This window comes from Streptomyces odonnellii (genome assembly GCF_000981895.1).
Classification (GTDB): Bacteria; Actinomycetota; Actinomycetes; order Streptomycetales; family Streptomycetaceae; genus Streptomyces; species Streptomyces odonnellii.
Genome location: NZ_LATD01000270.1, coordinates 1 through 20,690, shown reverse-complemented (window position 1 = coordinate 20,690; position 20,690 = coordinate 1). Strand labels below are relative to the sequence as shown.

14 protein-coding genes and 1 other RNA gene are annotated in these 20,690 nt (G+C 71.6%); 9 read left to right on the top strand and 6 right to left on the bottom strand.

Going from position 1 to position 20,690, the window contains the following annotated elements; genetic code table 11:
- Window positions 1–109: 109 nt before the first annotated feature.
- From WH07_RS23905 to WH07_RS23890, 4 genes are all read right to left on the bottom strand, one after another.
- A complete protein-coding gene (locus WH07_RS23905; RefSeq protein WP_106409666.1) occupies window positions 110–913 on the bottom strand; it encodes a carbohydrate ABC transporter permease in 804 nt (267 codons plus the stop codon).
- Between the two features lie 214 nt (window positions 914–1,127).
- Window positions 1,128–2,474: a carbohydrate ABC transporter permease gene (locus WH07_RS23900; RefSeq protein ID WP_046503735.1), complete on the bottom strand. Its 1,347-nt coding sequence runs from the start codon at window positions 2,472–2,474 to the stop codon at window positions 1,128–1,130.
- Window positions 2,475–2,478: 4 nt separating this feature from the next.
- Entirely contained in the window at window positions 2,479–3,882 is a 1,404-nt protein-coding gene (locus WH07_RS23895) for an ABC transporter substrate-binding protein (RefSeq protein WP_079023504.1), read from the bottom strand.
- Window positions 3,883–4,162: 280 nt separating this feature from the next.
- A complete protein-coding gene (locus WH07_RS23890) occupies window positions 4,163–8,404 on the bottom strand; it encodes an FHA domain-containing protein (RefSeq protein ID WP_046503729.1) in 4,242 nt (1,413 codons plus the stop codon).
- A gap of 470 nt (window positions 8,405–8,874) precedes the next feature.
- On the opposite strand from WH07_RS23890, the gene WH07_RS23885 reads away from it, so the two are divergent.
- The 4 genes from WH07_RS23885 to WH07_RS23870 all read left to right on the top strand — a co-directional run bounded on the left by WH07_RS23885 (window position 8,875) and on the right by WH07_RS23870 (window position 14,442).
- Entirely contained in the window at window positions 8,875–10,542 is a 1,668-nt protein-coding gene (locus WH07_RS23885) for a serine/threonine-protein kinase (RefSeq protein ID WP_046503726.1), read from the top strand.
- A gap of 107 nt (window positions 10,543–10,649) precedes the next feature.
- Entirely contained in the window at window positions 10,650–11,834 is a 1,185-nt protein-coding gene (locus WH07_RS23880; protein ID WP_046503723.1) for a serine/threonine-protein kinase, read from the top strand.
- Window positions 11,835–12,396: 562 nt separating this feature from the next.
- Window positions 12,397–13,503, top strand: a complete 1,107-nt coding sequence (gene prfB, locus WH07_RS23875; protein WP_046503720.1) for a peptide chain release factor 2 — start codon at window positions 12,397–12,399, stop codon at window positions 13,501–13,503.
- Window positions 13,504–13,773: 270 nt separating this feature from the next.
- Window positions 13,774–14,442, top strand: coding sequence for an LPXTG cell wall anchor domain-containing protein (locus WH07_RS23870; RefSeq protein ID WP_046503718.1), 669 nt, complete (start codon window positions 13,774–13,776; stop codon window positions 14,440–14,442).
- A gap of 182 nt (window positions 14,443–14,624) precedes the next feature.
- Here the strand turns inward: WH07_RS23870 and WH07_RS23865 are convergent, their stop codons facing one another.
- Complete coding sequence (locus WH07_RS23865) at window positions 14,625–14,819, bottom strand: hypothetical protein (protein WP_046503743.1); 195 nt, start codon at window positions 14,817–14,819, stop codon at window positions 14,625–14,627.
- Window positions 14,820–15,211: 392 nt separating this feature from the next.
- Here WH07_RS23865 and ftsE point away from each other — a divergent pair, with 392 nt between their 5' ends.
- The 5 genes from ftsE to ssrA all read left to right on the top strand — a co-directional run bounded on the left by ftsE (window position 15,212) and on the right by ssrA (window position 19,338).
- Complete coding sequence (ftsE, locus tag WH07_RS23860) at window positions 15,212–15,901, top strand: cell division ATP-binding protein FtsE (protein ID WP_046503740.1); 690 nt, start codon at window positions 15,212–15,214, stop codon at window positions 15,899–15,901.
- Between the two features lie 86 nt (window positions 15,902–15,987).
- Window positions 15,988–16,905 (top strand): permease-like cell division protein FtsX, encoded by a 918-nt coding sequence (ftsX, locus tag WH07_RS23855; RefSeq protein WP_046503714.1) that lies wholly within the window; start codon window positions 15,988–15,990, stop codon window positions 16,903–16,905.
- Window positions 16,906–16,972: 67 nt separating this feature from the next.
- The gene (locus WH07_RS23850) at window positions 16,973–18,301 is read left to right on the top strand and encodes a S41 family peptidase (protein ID WP_046503711.1); all 1,329 of its coding nucleotides are present in this window, start codon (window positions 16,973–16,975) and stop codon (window positions 18,299–18,301) included.
- A 34-nt stretch (window positions 18,302–18,335) separates the two neighbouring features.
- Window positions 18,336–18,815, top strand: coding sequence for an SsrA-binding protein SmpB (gene smpB / locus WH07_RS23845; RefSeq protein WP_046503709.1), 480 nt, complete (start codon window positions 18,336–18,338; stop codon window positions 18,813–18,815).
- A 136-nt stretch (window positions 18,816–18,951) separates the two neighbouring features.
- Window positions 18,952–19,338: a transfer-messenger RNA gene (gene ssrA, locus WH07_RS36710) on the top strand.
- Window positions 19,339–19,400: 62 nt separating this feature from the next.
- Here the strand turns inward: ssrA and WH07_RS23840 are convergent.
- On the bottom strand, window positions 19,401–20,465 hold the full coding sequence (locus WH07_RS23840; protein WP_046503706.1) for a protein kinase family protein: 1,065 nt from the start codon (window positions 20,463–20,465) through the stop codon (window positions 19,401–19,403).
- Between the last annotated feature and the right edge of the window lie 225 nt (window positions 20,466–20,690).

Genomic DNA, 20,690 nt, shown 5'->3' with positions numbered 1-20,690 from the left:
GTCCCCTGGCGTAGCCCCTCGGCCCCCTGACGCGGAACACCCCCGATGCGGAACATGGAAGAGGGCCGGTCGTCCCGCGACCGGCCCTCTCCCGCTGCTCAGCTCACGGCTACTTGACGGCTCCCGCCATCACGCCCGTCACGAACTGCCGCTGGAACGCGAAGAACACGACCAGCGGAATCACCATCGAGACAAAGGCGCCGGGCGCCAGAACATCGATGTTGTTGCCGAACTGCCGTACCTGCTGCTGGAGCGCGACCGTGATCGGCGGGCTCTCCGAGTCCGCGAAGATCAGCGCGACCAGCATGTCGTTCCAGACCCAGAGGAACTGGAAGATGCCGAGCGAGGCGATCGCAGGACCGCCCAGCGGCATCACGACCCGCGCGAACAGCCGTATCTCGCCCGCCCCGTCGAGCCGGGCGGCCTCCAGCAGCTCCTTCGGGATCTCCGCGAAGAAGTTCCGCAGCAGGAAGATCGCGAAGGGGAGGCCGAAGGAGACATGGAAGATGATCACGCCGAAGGTCGTCTCGAAGATGCCGATGGCGCCGAACAGCTTCGAGACCGGTACGAGCGCGACCTGCACCGGCACCACCAGCAGCCCCACGACCACCAGGAACCACCAGTCGCGGCCGGGGAACTCCATCCACGCGAAGGCGTATCCGGCGAGCGAGCCGATCACCACGACCAGGACCGTCGAGGGGACGGTGATCAGGATCGTGGAGAGCAGGGAGTTGGTGATGGTGTCGTTGTCGAGGAGCTGCGCGTAGTTCTCGGTGGTGAGCTGGGCCGGGGCCGTGAAGACCTGCCACCAGCCGCTCGCCGCGATGTCCGAGGAGTCGCGCAGCGAGGAGAGCAGCAGTCCGACGGTCGGCATCAGCCAGAACAGGCCGACGAGGACCAGGAAGACCCGCATGGCCCCGCCGCCCGCGCGGGCGGCGATCCGGCCGGCGAGGGACTGCCGCGCCTTGACCGGCTGATCGCTCCGGCCGTTCGCGGCCACCGGGACGGTCTGAGTGTTGGCGTTCACCGGCGGGTCTCCCTTCGCATGCGCCTGACGTTGCTGTGCTGTCCCGGGGGGCGACCCCCGGACCCCCGGCAGTGCGCGGGGGTGTGGAGACGGGCGGCGTTCACCGGCGGGTCTCCTTTCGCATGCGCCTGACGTTGAAGAGCATCACCGGGATCACCAGCAGGAGCAGCAGTACGGCGATGGCGCTGCCCACGCCGAGATCCGCGTCCGTGCCGAACGACGAGCGGTAGAGCTGGAGCGCCAGCACGTTCGCGTCGTCCTGGGACGAGCCCGGCGCGATGATGAAGACCAGGTCGAAGATCTTCAGCACGTTGATCATCAGCGTGACCATCACGACCGCCAGGACCGGAGCCAGCAGCGGCACGGTGATCCGCCGGAAGACCTGCCACTCGTTCGCGCCGTCCACCCGCGCGGCTTCCATGAGTTCGCGGGGCACGCTCGCCAGCCCCGCCGCGATCAGCACCATCGCGAACCCGGCCCACATCCACAGATAGCTGCCGATGATCGCCGGGGTGACCAGGGAGGGGCCGAGCCAGTCCACGCCGTTGTACGGCTCCCTGAAGTTGGCCTCGGGGAGTCTGAGCTGCGCTCCGTCCGCGGCCGCGGGGAGGCTGAACGTACCGTCGGCGCCGGCTTTCGCCGAGGCCACGACCTTGCCGTCCTTGACCGCTTCCACCGTGATGCCCGGGAGGCCCAGCTCCTGGGTGTCGATGACATTGGGCTTGCCGCCGCCGCCCTTGGTGAAGTCCAGCCAGGCGGTGCCGGTGATGTGGCCGTCCTCCGCCGCGGGCGCCTTGGCGGGCACCGCGTCGGAGGGCATCTTCGCGGGCGGCACGCCGACCAGCGGGAGCTGGACCACGCTGCCCGCGCTCACGGGCTCCTTGGTGATGAACGCGCCGCCGCCCGCCGGCTTCAGCGGATGGACCGGCAGCGGATGCGCGTTGGGGAAGCCCGCCGACTCGTTGAAGGTGTCGTGCACGCCCACCCAGACCGCGTTGGCGACGCCGCGGTCGGGGTCCTGCTCGTACACCAGCCGGAAGATGATGCCCGCGGCGAGCATCGAGATCGCCATCGGCATGAAGACGATCAGCTTGAACGCCGTGCCCCAGCGCACCCGTTCGGTGAGTACGGCGAAGATCAGCCCGAGCGCGGTGGCGACGGTGGGCGCCACCACCACCCAGATCGCGTTGTTCTGGACCGCGGTCAGGATGGTGTCGTCGGTGAAGATCTCCACATAGTTGTCGAGGCCGGCGAAGCTGTCGCCGGACTTGTCGAAGAACGACCGGTAGACCGAGAACCCGATGGGGTAGACCACGAGCGCGCCGAGCAGTACCAGCGCGGGCAGCAGAAAGCCGGCCGCGACGAGTTTACGTGTGCCTGTCACGCTCTTGCGTTTGCCTGGACCGGGGGGCACCGGCACGGTGCCCCCCGTCGCCGCCGTTGTCACCGCGTCAGCTCTGGTACGCCTTGGCCGCGTCCGACTCCAGCTTCTGCTGGGCGCCCGCGACGTCCTTCGGGTTCTTGAGGAAGTCCTGGAGCGCCTTCCACTCGCCCTTGCCGGGCGTACCACCGAACGACTGCGGCATCTGGTCCGACATGTCGAAGCGGACATTGTCGCCCGCGGCGATCAGGGCCTCGGCGATCCCGCGCTGCACCTCGTTCGGGTACGAGGCGGCGTCCAGGGACTTGTTCGGCGAGATGAAGCCGCCCGCCTCCGCCCAGATCCGCGCGGCGTCCGTCGAGGCCAGGAACGTCAGCAGCGCCTGCGCGCCCTTGCTGTCCTTGAGCGCCACGGCCGCGTCGCCGCCGGTCACCACGGGGGCCTCGGGGCCCACCGCCGGGAACGGGAAGACCTTGGCGTCCGTACCGATCTTGGCCTCGGTCTCGGCGATGTTGACGCCGACGAAGTCACCCTCGAAGACCATCGCGGCCTTGGGCTGGTCGCCGCCGGTGAAGGTCTGGGTGACGGAGGCGGGGAACTCGGTCTGGAGCGCGCCGTCCGCGCCGCCCGCGATCAGGTTCGGCTTGCCGAAGAGCTGGCCGAGGGTGGTGAGGGCGTCCCGCACGGAGCCGTCGGTCCACTTGATCTCGTGCTTGGCGAGCTGGTCGTACTTCTCCGGGCCCGCCTGGGAGAGATAGATGTTCTCGAACCAGTCGGTGAGGGTCCAGCCGTCCGCGCCGCCGACCGAGACCGGGGTGACGCCCGACGCCGAGATGGTCTCGGCCGTGGTCAGGAAGTCGGGCCAGGTCGCGGGGACCGAGGCGCCCGCGTTCTCGAACGCGGCGTTGTTGTACCAGACCAGCGACTTGTTGGCGGCCTTGAAGTACACGCCGTACTGCTCGCCGTCCACCGAGCCGAGGTCCTGCCACACCTTGCCGTAGTTCTTGGCGAGCTGGGCTTTCGCCTCGGCGCCGGCCGGCTTGGCCCACTGCTTCTGGACGGCCTGCTGGATCGCGCCGACCTGCGGCAGCATCGCCACATCCGGCGGGCTGCCGCCGGCGATCTTCGTACCGAGGAAGTTGACGATCGGGTCCTGCGCGGGGACGAAGGTGACCTTCGCGCCGGTGCGCTTCTCGAACTCCGTGAGGACCTTGGTGAAGTTCTCCTGCTCGGGGCCGGTCCAGACCGCGGCGACCTGGATGGTCTCGCCCTTGAGCTGGGGCAGTTGGACAGTGGCCGCCGGCTCCTTGCTCGCGCCGCTGTCCGAGCCCGAGCTCTTGTCGTCGCCCGAGTCGCTGCTGCAGCCTGTGAGCGCCAGGGCGCCGGCGGCGACGGCCGCCACGGCGGCCCTGCGAGTGCCGAGTCGCCCCTTGCCGGTGCCAAGTGCCTTGCGTGCCCTACGAGTTGTACCCATCACTGCCCCGTCTCTGTCCGAGTGCGTACGGTTCTACGCGTGTGGAACGGCTTCGCGGCCGTGACGTGGCGGCGCTGCTCTCGTCCCGTGCGGACAGTCCTACGCCGGGTGACCTGCTGTCGCAATACTGTTACCGGCGTCAACTCCTTGATCGTGATGGGCTCGTGACGTGCCGCTGCGGACGTAAAGGGATCTTCAGGGTTTCCGGGATGAGCGCTCAGGATTTGCGGGGCGGACGGGGGATGGTCAGGTTCTGTCCGGTCGGAGGGCCTGGAGATGCTCATGGGTGAGCGGGGGTCAGCGGGGCGACCGGGACGGCGTCCACCGAACGCGCGGCGCGGTCCAGCGCGCTGGCGAGCAGGGCGAGATCCGTCGGTCCGTTGCCCAGCTCCCTGACCGGCCGGCGGGCGGGCGGATCGCCCATCCGCTCCCACTCCAGCACCACGACGGTGGGCCGTTGCGTGGCCGTACGGGGGATACGGCCGGTGACCCGGCCGCCCTGGAACGGGGTGACCCGGCCGTCCGGATGCCCCAGCCGGCCGCGGCCCGGCGCCGGGTCGTCGGGGGAGGGCGCGACGGGCGGGGCGTCCAGCACGACCCGCAGCCGGGCGCCCTGCGCCAGTTCGGTGTCGACGGTACGGTCGGGGCGCGCCGAGGCCGCCACAAGGTGTACGCCGAGGCGCTCGCCGTCCCTGGCCACGGCCTCCAGGGCCCGTACGACCGAACCGGCCGCCGGGCGGCCCGGGCTGCCGAGCGCGGGCGCGACCAGTGCGTCGAAGTCGTCCACGAGCACGACGAGTCGGGGAAGCGGCGCGGGGCGCCGGCCGTGGCCGCCGACGGGGCTTCCGGCGGCGGTACGGAGCCGGACCGCGCCCCGGGCAGCGGCTTCGGGGTCGGCGTGCGGCCCGTCCTGCTGCTGCTCGGGCAGCTCGACGCGGGACTCGGCGCGGCGCGGGGAGCGCTGCTCGGGGCCGCCCTGGGCGTGGCGGCCGGACGGCCGGTCGGGGTCCGGGGCGTACGAGCCGACGGGGGCGTCGACGCCGGCGGTACGCCGACTGGTCAACGGGTCCGGGCTCTGGGCGCGCTGATCGGTCAACCGGTCGGTGCCGACGCCGCGTTGGCCGGGAAAACGGTCGGGGAACCGGTCCGGGAACCGGTCGGCGCCGGGCGTGCGCCGGCCGGTCAGGCCGTCGCCGCCCGGAGTGCGCTGGTCCGCGAACCGGTCGGTGGCCGGGCCGCGTTGGTCGGCCGGGCCATCGGCACCCGGGGCGTGTTGGCCGACCGGCGCGTCGGCGTTCGGATCGCGCCGGCCGGTCGGGCGGTCCGTACCGGCACCGCGTTGGCCGGCCGGCCGGTCCTGGGCCTCGCGTACGTCCTGAGCGGCGCGTACGTTCTGGGCCGCCCCCCATTCCTGGTGCCACTCCGCGAAGTCCGACCGGCCCAGCAGCTCGGCGCGGCGCTTCAGCTCGGCGCCCAGGGCCTGGGCGAACTCGCGCATTCTGACCGGGTCGGAGGCGATCAAGTGCTCGGTCACATGCGGCAGTTCCGTACAGGCCGAGAGGCCCTCGCCGCGCTCGCCCCCCGCGCCGTCGACCAGCAGCAGCCCCAGCCGATCGGGCGGACCGGCAGCGGCCAGCGAGGCGGCGACGGACCGCAGCAGTTCCGTACGGCCGCTGCCCGGCGGGCCCTCGATCAGCAGATGCGGGCCTTCCTCGGTCAGATCGACGCTGAGCGGGCCGCGCGGCCCGGCGCCGAGGACGGCCGTACAGTCGCCCGTACGGTCCGCCGCCGACGCCCAACGCGCCATCAGCGACGCCGGGGTGGCCCGCGCCAGCCCCAGCTCGTCCAGCAGCCTGGCCGACCGGGGCAGCACGGCCGCGGGACGGCTCCTGCCGCTGCCCGCCGCCGCGCGCAGCGGTGCCAGCGCCCGCCCGAACCGTTCGGCCCAGGCCGCCGACACCGCGTCCACCACCGCGACCGTGCCATGCCCCGTCGGCTGCCCCACGGACGTACGGAGCAGCCGCAGCGTGGTGGCCACATCACCGCTCAGCAGCGCGACCGCGCCGCACTCACGGAACGGGAGCGACGCGGCGCACGCCGTCTCGTACGCCGCGGCGATCGGCGAGTGCGGCGGGGCGGCCGGGGTCTCGGCGAGACAGAGCAGATGGATCCCGGCGGCGGCCCCCGCCCCCGCGAGCTGCGCCGTCGACTCGCGCAGCGCGGCGGAACCGGGATCGCCGTCGACGATCACCAGGGTGTACGGGCCGTCGTGACGGGCCGCGGCCTCCGTGATCGTCCAGGGGTCGGCCGAGGCCCAGCCGGTGCCCAGCGGGCCGTCGTCGAGCCGGCGGGCCAGCTCGGCCGTCCTGGCCGCCGCCTGGTCACGGTCGAAGGCGAGCAGCAGCCGGCAGTCCTGGCCGTGCGCGGGCCGGACATGGGGGAGCCAGCCGAGCCAGCCCCAGTCGGCCCGGCGCTCGTCCAGGGTGCGCGTCCGGTCCGTACTGATCAGGACGATCTCCAGATCGGCGGGGGAGTGCAGCGCGGCGAGCTGCGCCACGGCCCAGCGCGCCATGCCGCTGATCCGCTCCCGGGGGCCCGCCAGGGCGAGCGAACCGGCCTCGCGCAGACAGACCGTCACCGGCGCGGCGGCGGCCGGGCGGTCCGCGGTGCCCAGCCGGACGACGAGGGCGTCCGGGTGGCGGCTGTCCCGCTCCCAGAGCCGGGGTCCTGGACCGAGCGCGGTCAGCAGCACGGCGGCCGGGTCCGGGCAGGTCTCGGGCCGGCCCTGCCCCGCGGCTCCGGCCGCGCTCCCGGGTCCGTCCGCCCCGGCTCCTGCGGGCTCCTCGTCCCGCCCGCCGGCGAGCCGTCGCGCCCAGGCGCCTATCCCGCCCCGCCGCCGGGCCGCGGCCTCGGGCGCCTCCGTTCCCCGGGGGGGCGTCCCCTGCCGCCGGGCGCCGCCCGTACGGCTGTGCCCCTGCGGCCCGTCGTCCCCGGAGCCGGCCCCGGCCCCGGTGCCGTACGGGGTGCCCGCATGGCGGGCGTGGTCATCGCCGCCCGCGCCGCCCTGCGCCGGGACACCGGAACCGGGCCCACCGAGGCCGTGCCCGTACGAGGTGTTGTCGTTGGGCCCCGAGCCGGCGGGCCCCGGGCCGGTGCGCCAGGCGGTGCCGTCGTCGGGTCCAGTGCCCGTCGGCCAGGCGGAGCCGTTCGCCTGGCCCGTGCCCCTGTTCCCGTACGGCGGTCCGTCGGCCGCTGCCGCGCCCGACGGTGCCTGACCTGGGTGTCCCGCGCCGGACTGTCCGTACGGGGTGCTGTCGGCCGGGCCTCCGCCGCCCTGCCACACGGCGCCGTCGCCCGGTCCCGTGCCCGTGTGCTCGTACGGGGTGCCGTCCCCCGGAGCCGCCCCCGGGTGCCGGGACGGTGTGACCTCCGACGGGTCCGGGGTGGTGGCCCTGGTGTGGGAGTTGTCCGACGGCGGGGGGTCCATGCGGCCGTGGAAGCCGTAGTGGGTGTCGGCGCTGCGCGGGTCGGGGACCCGGGGGGCGCCCGGCGGGTTGCCGTACTGGGGGCCCAGGACCCGGCTCGACGCGCCCGCCGGGACCGAGCCGCCGTAACCGCGCGCCGTATGACTTTCGCCACGCCCCTGGCCGTCACGCCCCCGGCCGTCACGCGCCTGGTCGCCGTGGACCGGCCCGTCCGGCGCGGCCTCGCGCAGGCCGCTGCCGTACTGCGGGCCCGGCGAGGCACCCTCCGGGCCGTACTCCGAGCCGTCCGTACCGAAACCGCCCGTGCCGTACGCACCCGTCGTCGGCCCGCTCCCCGGCGCGGGGGCCGGACCGCCCGCACCCGGAGAACCCGAGCCCGGGGACCCCGCGGGCCCGTCCGTCCGGACGATCCGCAGGTGGCCCTCGCCGTCCGGCGCCGTGGGCAGTGCGGGCGGGCGCTCGCCCGAGGTGAGCCGCAGCGCCGACTCGCCGAGCCGCAGCAGCGCGCCCGGCGGCAGCGGGACCGGGCGCTCGCCGACGGCCGCGCCCTCCAGCGTCGTACCGTTCGTGGAGCCCAGGTCCGCCACCGACACCCGGCCGTCGTCCCCGACCGTCACCGCGCAGTGGATCCGTGACACGTCCGGGTCGTCCAGCGGAACGTCCGCGTCGGCGGAGCGGCCGATCCTGATCCGCCCGCCGTGCAGCAGATGCACCCCGCCCGCGTCCGGCCCCGCCACCACATGGAGCTGCGCGGGCGCGTCGTCCGCTGGTGTGTCGTCCTCCCCCGGGACCTGGAGCGAGAGCACCGCTCCGTCGATCAGCGGCGGCTCGCCGAGCGTGCGGCGCTGGGCGTCGAGCCGCTCCCTGCCCGCGTACAGGACGACCGCGCCCGAGGCGTCCGGGCCGGAGACGGCGGTGGCGAGGCCGGAGGCGACGGCGGCCAGCGCCGTCCCGGCCGGGGCGGTGACGAGCACATCGCACGCGCGCGCGGCGGCATGCCCGCCGTGCGGAGCGAGGACGGTCAGCCGGATCTGCATCGCCGTCAGCGGTCCCTTCTGCGCGGCGTGCCCGGCAGGGGAACTGCCCTGAGTCTCTTCCCCCCCACCACGCACCGACGCGTCGCCCGGTACAGGTCGGCACGGACGGCGCGGCCCCCCGCCACACCTTCGCGTGCTGGGGGCATCCTCGCACCTGCCACTGACAACACGCCCGGCGGCCGACGCCAAGTGATCTTGAATAGTCGGCTGTTGGCGCAAAAGTACCTGCTTGAATGTCGCTTCGGGGCAGCTTGTGATCATCTGCGAACCATTCCGACCTGCTGTTCGGCAACCGTCCGCGCTATGTGAGCGTCTTGTCTCCGAACACGACCGGAGTGGGAGCGGAAGATGACCGACCGGTGATCCGCCCGCCGATCCGCTCGGTGACCCGTTCGGGCGGTCTAAAGTGGGTCGCAGGCCCGGGGCGCCCGGGGCAGTGACCCGATTCCAACCAGCAGGGAGCGCATGACGTGCGGCCGGTAGGCAGCAAGTACCTGCTCGAGGAGCCGCTCGGCCGCGGCGCCACGGGCACCGTCTGGCGCGCCCGTCAGCGCGAGACCGCGGGCGCCGAGGCGGCCGTGGCCGGCCAGCCGGGTGAGACCGTCGCGATCAAGGTCCTCAAGGAGGAGCTGGCGAACGACGCGGATGTCGTGATGCGCTTCCTGCGCGAGCGCTCCGTGCTGCTCCGCCTCACGCACCCCAATATCGTCCGCACCCGCGATCTGGTCGTCGAGGGCGATCTCCTCGCGCTGGTCATGGACCTGGTCGACGGCCCCGATCTGCACCGCTATCTGCGGGAGAACGGCCCGCTCTCCCCGGTCGCGGCGGCCCTGCTGACCGCCCAGATCGCGGACGCGCTCGCCGCCAGCCACGCCGACGGCGTCGTGCACCGGGACCTCAAGCCCGCCAACGTCCTCCTCAAGGACGACAACGGGCGGATGCACCCGATGCTCACCGACTTCGGCATCGCGCGCCTCGCGGACTCCCCGGGCCTGACCCGTACGCACGAGTTCGTCGGCACCCCGGCCTATGTCGCGCCGGAGTCCGCCGAGGGCCGCCCGCAGACCTCCGCCGTCGACATCTACGGTGCGGGCATCCTGCTGTACGAACTGGTCACCGGCCGTCCGCCGTTCGCCGGCGCGACCGCGCTGGAGGTCCTCCACCGCCATCTCAGCGAGGAGCCCCGCCGCCCCACCACCGTGCCCGAGCCGCTGTGGACGGTCATAGAGCGCTGTCTGCGCAAGGACCCCGCCCAGCGGCCCAGCGCCGAGAACCTCGCCCGTGCACTGCGGACCGTCGCCGCCGGGGTCGGGGTGCACTCCACCCCCGCCCAGGTCGACGCCGCGCTGGGCGTCGGCGCGCTGCTCGCGCCCGACCCGGCGCCCGCGCCGGTGCCCGACCTGCCCGGCGCCGCCGACCCCACGCAGGTCCTGCCGGGCAACGCCGGCTCGTACGATCCGAACGCGGCCACCAGCGTCCTGCCCTCCTCCGGCGCGGGCGCCGGCTTCGGCGGGGCCCCGGGCGCCGCCGACCCGACCGCGGTGATGCCGCCCGTACCGCCGCGACCCGACGGGACCCCCGAGCCGGAGAGCCCGCACCCCTGGCAGACCCAGCTCAGGGCCGCGCGCGACCGCAACGAACAGACGCAGGTCCAGTATCTGGACCCGGACCAGGACCCGCTGCGCCGCCGTCCGCAGCGTCCGCAGGCGCCCCGGCAGCAGCAGCCCCCGCCGCCCGCGCGCCAGCAGCGCCCTCAGCGGCAGCCGCAGCCGTACGCCCCGCAGCCTCCCCAGCAGCAGCGGTACGCGCCACCCCCGCAGCAACAGCAGTACGCGCCTCCGCAGCCGCCGCCCCAGCAGCCCGCCCCGCGCCAGCCGCGCCAGCGCGGTGCGAACCCGATGCGGATCCCGGGCCTGGGCTGTCTGAAGGGCTGTCTGTTCACGCTCGTCCTGCTCTTCGTCGCGGGCTGGCTGGTCTGGGAACTGACCCCGCTTCAGGACTGGATCGCCGAGGGCAAGAGCTACTGGTCGGCCATAAGCGACGCGTTCACGTCGGTGACCAACTGGATCTCGGAGCTGGGCGGTTCCGACCCGGGCACCGGTTCCGGATCGGGTACGGGTTCCGTCCCCGGACAGTGATTCCGGGCCGGACAGTGACCCCAGGGGTGACAACCCCCGGAACCCGTACGGAACACCCCGATACCCGCGTACTTTGATGGGCAACGCCAGCCGCTGAGGGAGCAGTCTTGGCACGGAATATCGGCAGCCGGTACACCGCCCATCAGATTCTGGGGCGGGGCAGCGCCGGCACGGTGTGGCTCGGCGAGGGGCCCGAGGGGCCCGTCGCCATCAAGCTGTTGCGCGAGGACCTCGCCTCCGACCAGGAGCTGGTCGGGCGCTTCGTGCAGGAGCGCACCGCCCTGCTCGGTCTCGACCACCCCCGGGTGGTCGGAGTCCGCGATCTCGTCGTGGACGGCAATGACCTGGCGCTCGTCATGCAACTCGTCCGCGGTACGGATCTGCGCACCCGGCTGGAGCGCGAGCGCAGGCTCGCCCCCGAGGCCGCGGTCGCGATCATCGCCGATGTCGCCGACGGCCTCGCCGCCGCGCACGCCGCCGGGGTCGTCCACCGCGACGTCAAGCCGGAGAACATCCTGCTCGACATGGAGGGCCCGCTCGGCCCGGGCGGCGCGCACCCGGCGCTGCTCACCGACTTCGGGGTCGCCAAACTGATCGACACCCCGCGGCGCACCAAGGCGACCAGGATCATCGGCACCCCCGACTATCTGGCGCCCGAGATCGTCGAGGGCCTGCCGCCGCGCGCGGCCGTCGACATCTACGCGCTGGCCACGGTGCTGTACGAGCTGCTCGCCGGCTTCACCCCGTTCGGCGGCGGACACCCCGGGGCCGTACTGCGCCGGCATGTCACCGAGACCGTCGTCCCGCTGCCCGGTATCCCCGAGGAGCTGTGGCAGCTCCTCGTCCAGTGCCTGGCGAAGGCCCCGGCGTCCCGGCTCCGCGCCTCCGAGCTGGCCGCGCGGCTGCGCGAGCAGCTTCCGACGCTGGCGGGCATCCCCCCGCTGGACGTGGACGAGCCGGACGCGGAACCGGCCGAGCCGACGGCGTACGAGGAGCGGGGGCCGGTGGCGCCCGAGGAGCCGCGCCGCCGGGGCGCGGTCCCGCTGGTCCCCGGCGCGGCGCCGGACTCCAACCGGGACACGCATACGAGCATGCGCGTCCCGGGCCCCGACGAACTGGCGGGCGGCGCCCGCGGCACGGCCCGCGCCCCCCGCTCCCCGGGCCAGCGCAGGCCGGGCTCGGCCCGCCACAAGGCGGAGACGGTCCGGAAACGACGGCTCACGCTGGGGGTGGTGGTGGCACTGGTGGTCGTGGCGGTAGCCGCCGGCGGCTGGCTGGCGCTGGCTTCTTGAGGGCTCGGTTCGCCTCCGGGCGCCTCAAGCCCCTGTCGACGGTCGACCGTGCTCGCGCCTCTTTTTTTGGGGCTCGGTTCGCCTCCGGGGCGCTACATGTTGGCGCCGACGGTCGACCGTGCTCGGTCCGCTCGTACCTCACGGACCTGCGCGCGCTCTCCCTTTCGGCACCGACCGCGCCCCTTCGGCTCACTCGCCGGGCGGTCGGCAGCAGCCGGGGCGTGTCTGTACCCCCGGCGGTCGGCAGCAGCCCGTACATGTCGGTACCCCGGGCGGGCCAGCAGCGGCCCGGGCCGTGTCTGTACCCCTGGCGGTCGGGGTGAGCGGGCTCGGCCGGGCTCTGAGCGAGGTTCATGCCGAGGGCCGGGGGCGTGGGGTGCCTTGATGTGCTGGCCCTGCACGGCCGCCCGGCGAGTGAGCCGAAGGGCGCCGGCCGCTGTCGAAAGGGAGAGCGCGCGCAGGCCCCGAGGTACGAGGGGGCGAGCACGGTCGACCGTCGACAGGGGCTTGAGGCGCCCGGAGGCGAACCGAGCCCCAAATAAAGAGGGGCTAGGCTGGGGGCGTGGCAGTCGTCGATGTATCCGAAGAGCTGAAGTCCCTCTCCTCGACCATGGGGTCGATCGAGGCCGTCCTGGACCTCGACAAACTGAGGGCCGACATCGCCGTGCTGGAAGAGCAGGCCGCGGCCCCGTCCCTCTGGGACGACCCGGAGGCGGCGCAGAAGATCACCAGTAAGCTCTCGCACCTCCAGGCCGAGGTCCGCAAGACGGAGGCGCTCCGCGGGCGGATCGACGACCTCGAAGTGCTCTTCGAGCTGGCCGAGGCCGAGGACGACCCGGACACCCGGGCCGAGGCCGAGTCCGAGCTGGAGTCGGTGCGCAAGGCGCTGGACGAGATGGAGGTCCGTACGCTCCTGTCCGGCGAGTACGACGAGCGCGAGGCCCTCGTCAACGTCCGCGCCGAGGCGGGTGGCGTCGACGCCGCCGACTTCGCCGAGCAGCTCCAGCGCATGTATCTGCGCTGGGCCGAGCGGCACGGCTACGGCACCGAGGTCTACGAGACGTCGTACGCGGAGGAGGCCGGCATCAAGTCGACCACCTTCGTCGTCAAGGCGCCCTACGCGTACGGCACGCTCTCCGTCGAGCAGGGCACCCACCGGCTCGTCCGTATCTCGCCGTTCGACAACCAGGGTCGCCGTCAGACCTCCTTCGCCGGGGTCGAGGTGCTCCCGGTCGTCGAGTCCAGCGACCATGTCGAGATCGACGAGTCCGAGCTGCGCGTGGATGTCTACCGCGCCTCGGGACCCGGCGGACAGGGCGTCAACACCACGGACTCCGCGGTCCGTATCACGCACATCCCCACCGGCATCGTCGTCTCCTGCCAGAACGAGCGCTCGCAGATCCAGAACAAGGCGAGCGCCATGAACGTCCTCCAGGCGAAGCTGCTCGAACGCCGCCGCCAGGAGGAGCAGGCGAAGATGGACGCGCTCAAGGGCGACGGAGGCAACTCCTGGGGCAACCAGATGCGTTCGTACGTTCTGCACCCCTACCAGATGGTCAAGGATCTGCGGACCGACTTCGAGGTGGGCAATCCGCAGAGCGTGCTCGACGGCGAGATCGACGGTTTCCTGGAAGCGGGAATTCGCTGGCGCAAGCAGCAGGAGAAGTAAACTCACGCTTTGTCGACAAGGTAACTGCCGCCTGCGGGGCGGTGGTTACCTTTTTCGTCACAGTTGCCACCCCCGGGCGGGACAACTGACGCGATAACGGTCATCGCGCTCGCAACCGCCTTGACGCGTATATGAAAAGTGGGAAAGCTGACGCGCGGCATGCGTAATTCCGAGGCGCGTGAGACCGGGGGCGGAGTACGACCGGACCCTCGTGGCCGCTGCGCCGGGCGCTGCACCGATGACGAATGAGCTACTGGGGGTAGCAAGCAGATGACCAAGAAGACGCGGATCCGCGTGGCACGCGTGGCGGCCGGTGCGGTGATCGCCGCCGGCGCCTCGCTGACCATCGCGGGCGCCGCTCAGGCCGCGGGTATCGGAGTCGACGTCGCGGGTGTCTCCGTCGATGTCGGCCTCACCGGTATCGGCGACGACCCGACCGACACTCCGACGGTGCCGCCGACCGAGATCCCGGACCCTCCCACGGAGGAGCCGCCGACGGAGGAGCCCCCGACCGAGGAGCCTCCCACCGAGGAGCCGCCGACGGAGGAGCCCCCGACCGAGGAGCCCCCCACGGAGGAGCCTCCCACCGAGGAGCCGCCGACCGAGGAGCCCACCGGGGACCCGACCGAGGAGCCCAGCGGTACGCCGACCAAGCCCGGTGAGGGCGGCGCTACCGGCGGTAACGGTGGCGGTTCGGGTGACGACGAGGGCGCGGGCACCTGCACCGTCGACCTCGACGGCGCCGAGTGCGTCGACAACACCGACACCGACAGCGCCGGCTCCCAGCCGGTCCAGCAGGGCTCGGCCAAGGAGGAGCTGGCGGAGACCGGCGCCGCCGAGACCTCGTTCCTGCTGATCGGCGCCGCGACCATGATCGCGGGCGGTATCGGCTTCCGGATGCTGCCGCGTCTGGTGGGCGGTGGCCGTACGGTCGCGTAAGCGCGTACGGACGGCCGGGCCCCCATCGGCGGGGGACCGGCCAGGGCCAGAACAGGCACAAGGGGCCCGGAACGCCTCCATCGGCGTTCCGGGCCCCTTCGCGTGCCCTGTGAGGTGTGGCCCCGGGCCGGTGTACGCACTGCTCAGCCGGTACGTACCCCTCGCCCCGGGCGGACCGGGTGTCAGGCGGGCTGATGCGCGGCGACCAGCGCCACCGCCGCCACCAGCAGGAGAAGCAGCGTCAGCAGAGCCACCGGGCTCAGGCCTCCCAGGGGGCCCCGCTGCTGAAGTCGCTCCCTGTTGGCACGGCAGACGGGGCATCTGCCCTCGCTGACGGGCCCCGCGCAGTTGGCGCACACCAATCGGTCGTAGGTCATGCGCATTCCTCCTCACCGCGCGGCGGAGCCGCAGCCAGTGTTCACTCCGCTCAACGCTCAGGGAAACCCGACCGTTCCCCACCCCACTGTGCCAGTTTCCGAAGCTTTCGGCGCGGCCGACCGCATTCCAGTGGGCCCATTAACGCTGGCGGCTGCCCGGCATCCGTGATAAAGCGCCCAAGTAGGGACGTACCGCCGCTGTTGGCCCCGTCTCATCCCGGGATGCGGACTGCGCGGCCCTGTGCCGTTCGCGTAAGGTCTCGCTCACCTGGTCCCGTACCCGTAGTCCCGTACTCGACTCGCAGTCCCGTACTCACGAATCCCCCGAAGCCCCGCTTCCCCGCTCATTCCGTAGCTCCGTAACTCCCGGCCGACCGTGCGTGGTGCATCCCGTGATCCGATTCGACAATGTCTCCAAGACCTACCCGAAGCAGAACCGCCCGGCCCTGCGCGATGTCTCCCTCGAAATCGAGAAGGGGGAGTTCGTCTTCCTGGTCGGATCGTCCGGTTCCGGCAAGTCGACCTTCCTGAGACTGCTCCTGCGCGAGGAGCGCACCAGCCATGGCATGGTGCATGTCCTCGGCAAGGACCTCGCGCGCCTGTCGAACTGGAAGGTGCCGCAGATGCGCCGCCAGCTCGGCACCGTGTTCCAGGACTTCCGGCTGCTGCCGAACAAGACCGTCGCCGAGAACGTGGCCTTCGCGCAGGAGGTCATCGGCAAGTCCCGCGGCGAGATCCGCAAGTCCGTCCCCCAGGTCCTCGACCTCGTCGGTCTCGGCGGCAAGGAGGACCGGATGCCCGGCGAGCTGTCCGGTGGTGAGCAGCAGCGCGTCGCGATCGCGCGGGCCTTCGTCAACCGCCCGCTGCTGCTGATCGCGGACGAGCCGACCGGAAACCTCGACCCGCAGACCTCCGTCGGCATCATGAAGCTGCTGGACCGTATCAACCGCACCGGTACCACCGTCGTGATGGCGACCCACGACCAGAACATCGTCGACCAGATGCGCAAGCGCGTGATCGAGCTGGAAAAGGGCCGGCTGGTGCGCGACCAGGCACGCGGCGTCTACGGCTACCAGCACTGAGCGCTTCCCGGCACTGGGTGCCCGCCGGCACCGAGCGCCTGCCGCACCTGAGCACCGAAAGCTGAAACGAAAGCTGAAAGGACGCCATGCGCGCCCAGTTCGTCCTGTCGGAGATCGGCGTCGGTCTCCGCCGCAATCTCACGATGACCTTCGCCGTCATCGTCTCCGTAGCCCTGTCGCTCGCCCTGTTCGGTGGCGCCCTGCTGATGCGTGACCAGGTCAGCGTGATGAAGGACTACTGGTACGACAAGGTCAATGTCTCCATCTTCCTGTGCAACAAGAACGATGCCGCGACCGCGCCGAAGTGCGTCAAGGGCGCGGTGACGGGTGAGCAGAAGAAGCAGATCGAGACCGATCTGAAGAAGATGGACATCGTCGAGAAGGTCCACTACGAGACGGCCGACGAGGCGTACAAGCACTACAAGGAGAAGTACGGCGACTCCCCGATCGCCAGCTCCATCACCCCGGACCAGATGCCGGAGTCATTCCGCGTCAAGCTCAAGGACCCGGAGAAGTACAAGGTGGTGGCGACGGCCTTCGCGGGCCGGGACGGGGTCGAGTCGGTCCAGGACCAGCGGGACATCCTGCAGAACCTCTTCGACCTGATGACCGGTATGAATGTGGCGGCGCTCTGTGTGATGGCGCTGATGCTGGTCATCGCGCTGATGCTGATCGTCAACACCGTACGGGTGTCGGCGTTCAGCCGCCGCAGGGAGACCGGGATCATGCGGCTGGTGGGCGCGTCCAGCTTCTACATCCAGATGCCGTTCATCATGGAGGCGGCGTTCGCCGGGCTGATCGGCGGCGCGGTCGCGTGCGTCATGCTGCTGGTGGGCCGTTACTTCCTGATCGACAACGGTCTCGCCCTCGCCGACAAGATGCAGCTCGTCAACTTCATCGGCTGGGACGCCGTGCTCGCCAAGCTTCCGCTGGTGATCGCGATCGGTCTGCTGATGCCCGCGGTTGCTGCTTTCCTCGCGCTGCGCAAGTACCTCAGGGTGTGACAAGTGCCCCTGGCCGCGTCGGGGCAAGCGCCGTTCGGTCGTTCCGTGTTGTCCTAGACTCAACGCCATGTCGGGTTCCGAGTCGCACCATAGATCCTGCGCTGTCCGCCGCGGGGCGGCCCTGACATTGCTGTTCGCGAGTGTCCTCGCCACGGCCGCGGCCACGGACTCGCTGCCCCGCGCGGAGGAGAAGACGTCCCGCGTTCCGGCACGGAACGTGGCGGCGACGGCCGACCGCGACGAGGTCGCCCGGGCCGCCGCCGAGGCCATGGCGGACGGGAAGTCCGCGACGGAGGCGGCCGAGGAGGTCGTCAGCCGCAGCGGCGACCGCTGGGGCGCGGTGTACGACAAGAGCCAGTACGAGGAGTTCGAGCAGGCTCTCGACGGTGAGTACACCGGGGTCGGGCTCGGCGCCAGGCGTACGGGCGAGGGCCTGATCGAGGTGACCCGGGTCCAGCAGGGCGGCCCGGCGGCCCGGGCCGGGATCACGCCCGGCGACACCATCAGGACGATCGACGGCGCGGCGGTCGCGCGGCGGCCCGTGACGGAGGTCATGGCGCTGCTGCGGGGCTCGGGATCCGGGCCGGGACCGGACTCCGGCGCGGAGGGTACGACCGTTGTGCTGGGGCTGGAACGGGACGGGCGCACCTGGACGCGGAGTCTGCGCCGGGCGCGGCTGGCCACGGAGTCGGTGACGGTGGAGCGGATCGGGACGACGGACGGGACCGGCGGGGCCGGTGGGACCGATGGTGGCCGGTCCGGTGACGAGGCGGGCGCCGGGACCGCTGACGGATCCGGTGACGGGTCCGGCGCCGGCGCCGATGCGCTGCGGATCACCGTCGAGGCGTTCACCAAGGGCTCGGGGCAGCGGGTACGGGACGCTGTCCTGGGCGCCCCCGAAGGCGTCGGCATCCTCCTTGACCTGAGGGGGAACGCGGGAGGGCTGGTCACCGAGGCAGTCACGGCCGCCTCCGCCTTCCTGGACGGCGGTCTCGTCGCCACGTACGACATACGGGGTGAGCAGCGCGCCCTCTACGCGACACCCGGCGGTGACACGGCCCGTCCGGTGGTGGTGCTGGTCGACGGCGGAACGATGAGCGCCGCCGAACTGGTCACCGGTGCGCTTCAGGACCGGGGCCGGTCGGTCACGGTCGGTTCTCGCACCTTCGGCAAGGGCTCGGTGCAGATGCCCAGCCGGCTGCCCGACGGCTCGGTCGCCGAGCTGACCGTGGGCCACTACCGCACTCCGGCCGGGCATGGTGTGGACGGCCGGGGCGTGACTCCCGATCTGCTGGTGAGCGAGGACGCCCAGGAGCGGGCCACGACGGTACTGAGCGGACTCGGCGGCGGTGCCGCCGGTGGCGGTTCCAGCGGTGGGTCCGGCGGCACTCGGTAAAGAAGTTGCGCCGGGGTGCGAAAATAGCGGGACTATGGCTAAGGAAACAGGGCGCAAACTGATCGCGCAGAACAAGAAGGCGCGGCACGATTACCACATTCTCGACACCTATGAGTGCGGTCTCGTGCTGACCGGCACCGAGGTGAAGTCCCTGCGCCAGGGGCGGGCCTCGCTGGTGGACGGCTTCGTCCAGATCGACGGGCACGAGGCCTGGCTGCACAACGTGCATGTGCCCGAGTACAGCCAGGGAACGTGGACGAACCACAGCGCCCGGCGCAAGCGGAAGCTGCTGATGCACCGGGTCGAGATCGACAAGCTGGAGTCCAAGTCCCAGGAGACCGGGCACACGATCGTGCCGCTGGCCCTGTACTTCAAGGACGGGCGGGCGAAGGTCGAGATCGCGCTGGCGAAGGGCAAGAAGGAGTACGACAAGCGCCAGACGCTCCGGGAGAAGCAGGACCGCCGCGAGACGGACCGCGCGATCTCGGCGGCGAAGCGCCGCCAGCGGGCCTGAGCGCGCTGCGCCGGGACCCCTTCGGCGGAATAGGCTGGCACGGTCTGCCGTTGATCACGTACGATGGGTTGCGCACCTCGAAGCTGGTGCATGGTCGCGGTGATTGTGACCGCGGCCGCGGTTGAAAAATAAACATGGGGATGATCGGTTTCGACAGCGGATGTCGAAGCAGGGGAAGCGAGCCGAGGAAGCGGCAATGATCTCGCTAACCATATGTCGCAAACAATAATCGCCACTTCTAAGCGCGATTCCTCCGCCTTCGCCCTTGCTGCCTAATTAGCAGCTAGCGAAGACTCCGCGGAGTGTCAGCCCGGGGCTGTTCCCGACCCGGATCCTGGCATCAGCTAGGGAACTAAACCGCTGAGCCCGGTCACGGGGAGCAGCGGGAAACCAAACAGTGACTGAGCCCGTCGGAGACTTGTCCGCGTGATCTCCGGGGCCGAGAAAAGCGAAGCGGACTGCGCTCGGAGAAGCCCTGGTTCCGCACCGTTGGACGCGGGTTCGATTCCCGCCATCTCCACAATTCCCATGTAGCACCATGTAGCACCAACCTGAGGCCCCACTGCTCCGGCAGCGGGGCCTCAGTCATGCCGATGGGCATGCCGGTGGGTGCATACGGCTGATCCGGCGGATTTCCTCCAGCGGGTACGGGGTCTCCCTGCTCCGGTGCTGGAGGTTGCGGAAGAAGTCCGCCATCACCGCGGTGAGCGGTGCGTATCGGGTGAGGATGGCCGAGGCCTCCTCCGGGATTCCCGTAGGCCGCTCGCCTTGGGCGAATGCGCGCACCTGCGCCTCGCGGTCGTCTCTCCCGTACGCGTACAGGGCGGTGACCAGCCAGTTCACGAAATATGTGACCGAGTAGCAACGGTCGTAGGTCTGATGCCGGTCGAAGAAGCCGACCTCCTCCCGCGACAGTTCGAACCGCGAGGAGATCGCAAGCCCGTAGTCCGCGAAGAAAAGGCGCCGGCCGTCGGTCAGGATGTTCTCGAAGTGGGCGTCGAAGTGCAAGAGGCCGCGGCTGTTCATGAACGAGGTGCCGGCTTCCAGTTCCCGCTCCACCATGGCGCAGGCCCGGTCGGCGGCCTCACCGCCGGCGTCCATCCGCTCGCCCAGCCACTGGTGCAGGTTCTGCGGGATGTACTCCAGGAACAGCGCGACGCTCGCCGAGGAGTGCTGGAGAGCCTCGATCCGGCGGCGCACCTGCGGTCCGCCGCCCCAGTAGGCGACGGCCCGTTCGACGTCGGCCAGTTCCTCGGGCAGAGCGGTGGAGTCCGGCAGCACCCGCCAGTGGTACATCAGCGGGAAGCCCTCGTACTCGTCCGCGAGCACCCAGTTCGTCGTCATGGTGTGCACGGCGAGTTCCCTCCAGACCCCGAAGCCCGGTCCGCCGATGCCGTATTGGCAGAAGACAGGCAACGAGAACAAGTTCGCCGTGGACCGGACGTTCCCCGGTTCCCTCTCCGGATCGGTGAGGGGCACCCGCTTCACGAAGACCGGTGTTCCGGCGACCTCCAGCAGGGCCGACTTCCCGCCGATGCCGGAACCGATCGGCGTGGCCGTGTCCACGAGTTCGCGCAGTGCGCGATCACTGCACAGGGCCAGGGCTGTGGAGACGGCGCCATGGGCGGTGAGACGCGCACCGCGCGACATGTCAGGGCCCTTCACTGCCGCCTTCACCCGGGCACCGACCTCGATCCTGCGATGACGCTGCGCACTCCTGCCGAGAGCGACCGTGCTCGATCGTAGCTCTGCGGTTCGCCCTCCGGAGCGGGCGCAGGGCGTCCAGTACGGCGATCAGGACCCCGGCGCTCAGGCTGAGCACGGTTGTCCAGCCCCGTGTTCCGCGTCGCTTTCGGGCGGGGTGCGGGTTCGGGG

What these genes read in the sequence shown, in the direction of transcription:
- WH07_RS23905 (WP_106409666.1), bottom strand. Translation starts at nt 913, where the DNA reads ATGCGGGTCTTCCTGGTCCTCGTCGGCCTGTTCTGGCTGATGCCGACC.
- ftsX (WP_046503714.1), top strand. Translation starts at nt 15,988, where the DNA reads ATGCGCGCCCAGTTCGTCCTGTCGGAGATCGGCGTCGGTCTCCGCCGC.
- WH07_RS23850 (WP_046503711.1), top strand. Translation starts at nt 16,973, where the DNA reads ATGTCGGGTTCCGAGTCGCACCATAGATCCTGCGCTGTCCGCCGCGGG.
- WH07_RS23870 (WP_046503718.1), top strand. Translation starts at nt 13,774, where the DNA reads ATGACCAAGAAGACGCGGATCCGCGTGGCACGCGTGGCGGCCGGTGCG.
- WH07_RS23840 (WP_046503706.1), bottom strand. Translation starts at nt 20,465, where the DNA reads ATGTCGCGCGGTGCGCGTCTCACCGCCCATGGCGCCGTCTCCACAGCC.
- WH07_RS23865 (WP_046503743.1), bottom strand. Translation starts at nt 14,819, where the DNA reads ATGACCTACGACCGATTGGTGTGCGCCAACTGCGCGGGGCCCGTCAGC.
- WH07_RS23890 (WP_046503729.1), bottom strand. Translation starts at nt 8,404, where the DNA reads ATGCAGATCCGGCTGACCGTCCTCGCTCCGCACGGCGGGCATGCCGCC.
- WH07_RS23895 (WP_079023504.1), bottom strand. Translation starts at nt 3,882, where the DNA reads ATGGGTACAACTCGTAGGGCACGCAAGGCACTTGGCACCGGCAAGGGG.
- smpB (WP_046503709.1), top strand. Translation starts at nt 18,336, where the DNA reads ATGGCTAAGGAAACAGGGCGCAAACTGATCGCGCAGAACAAGAAGGCG.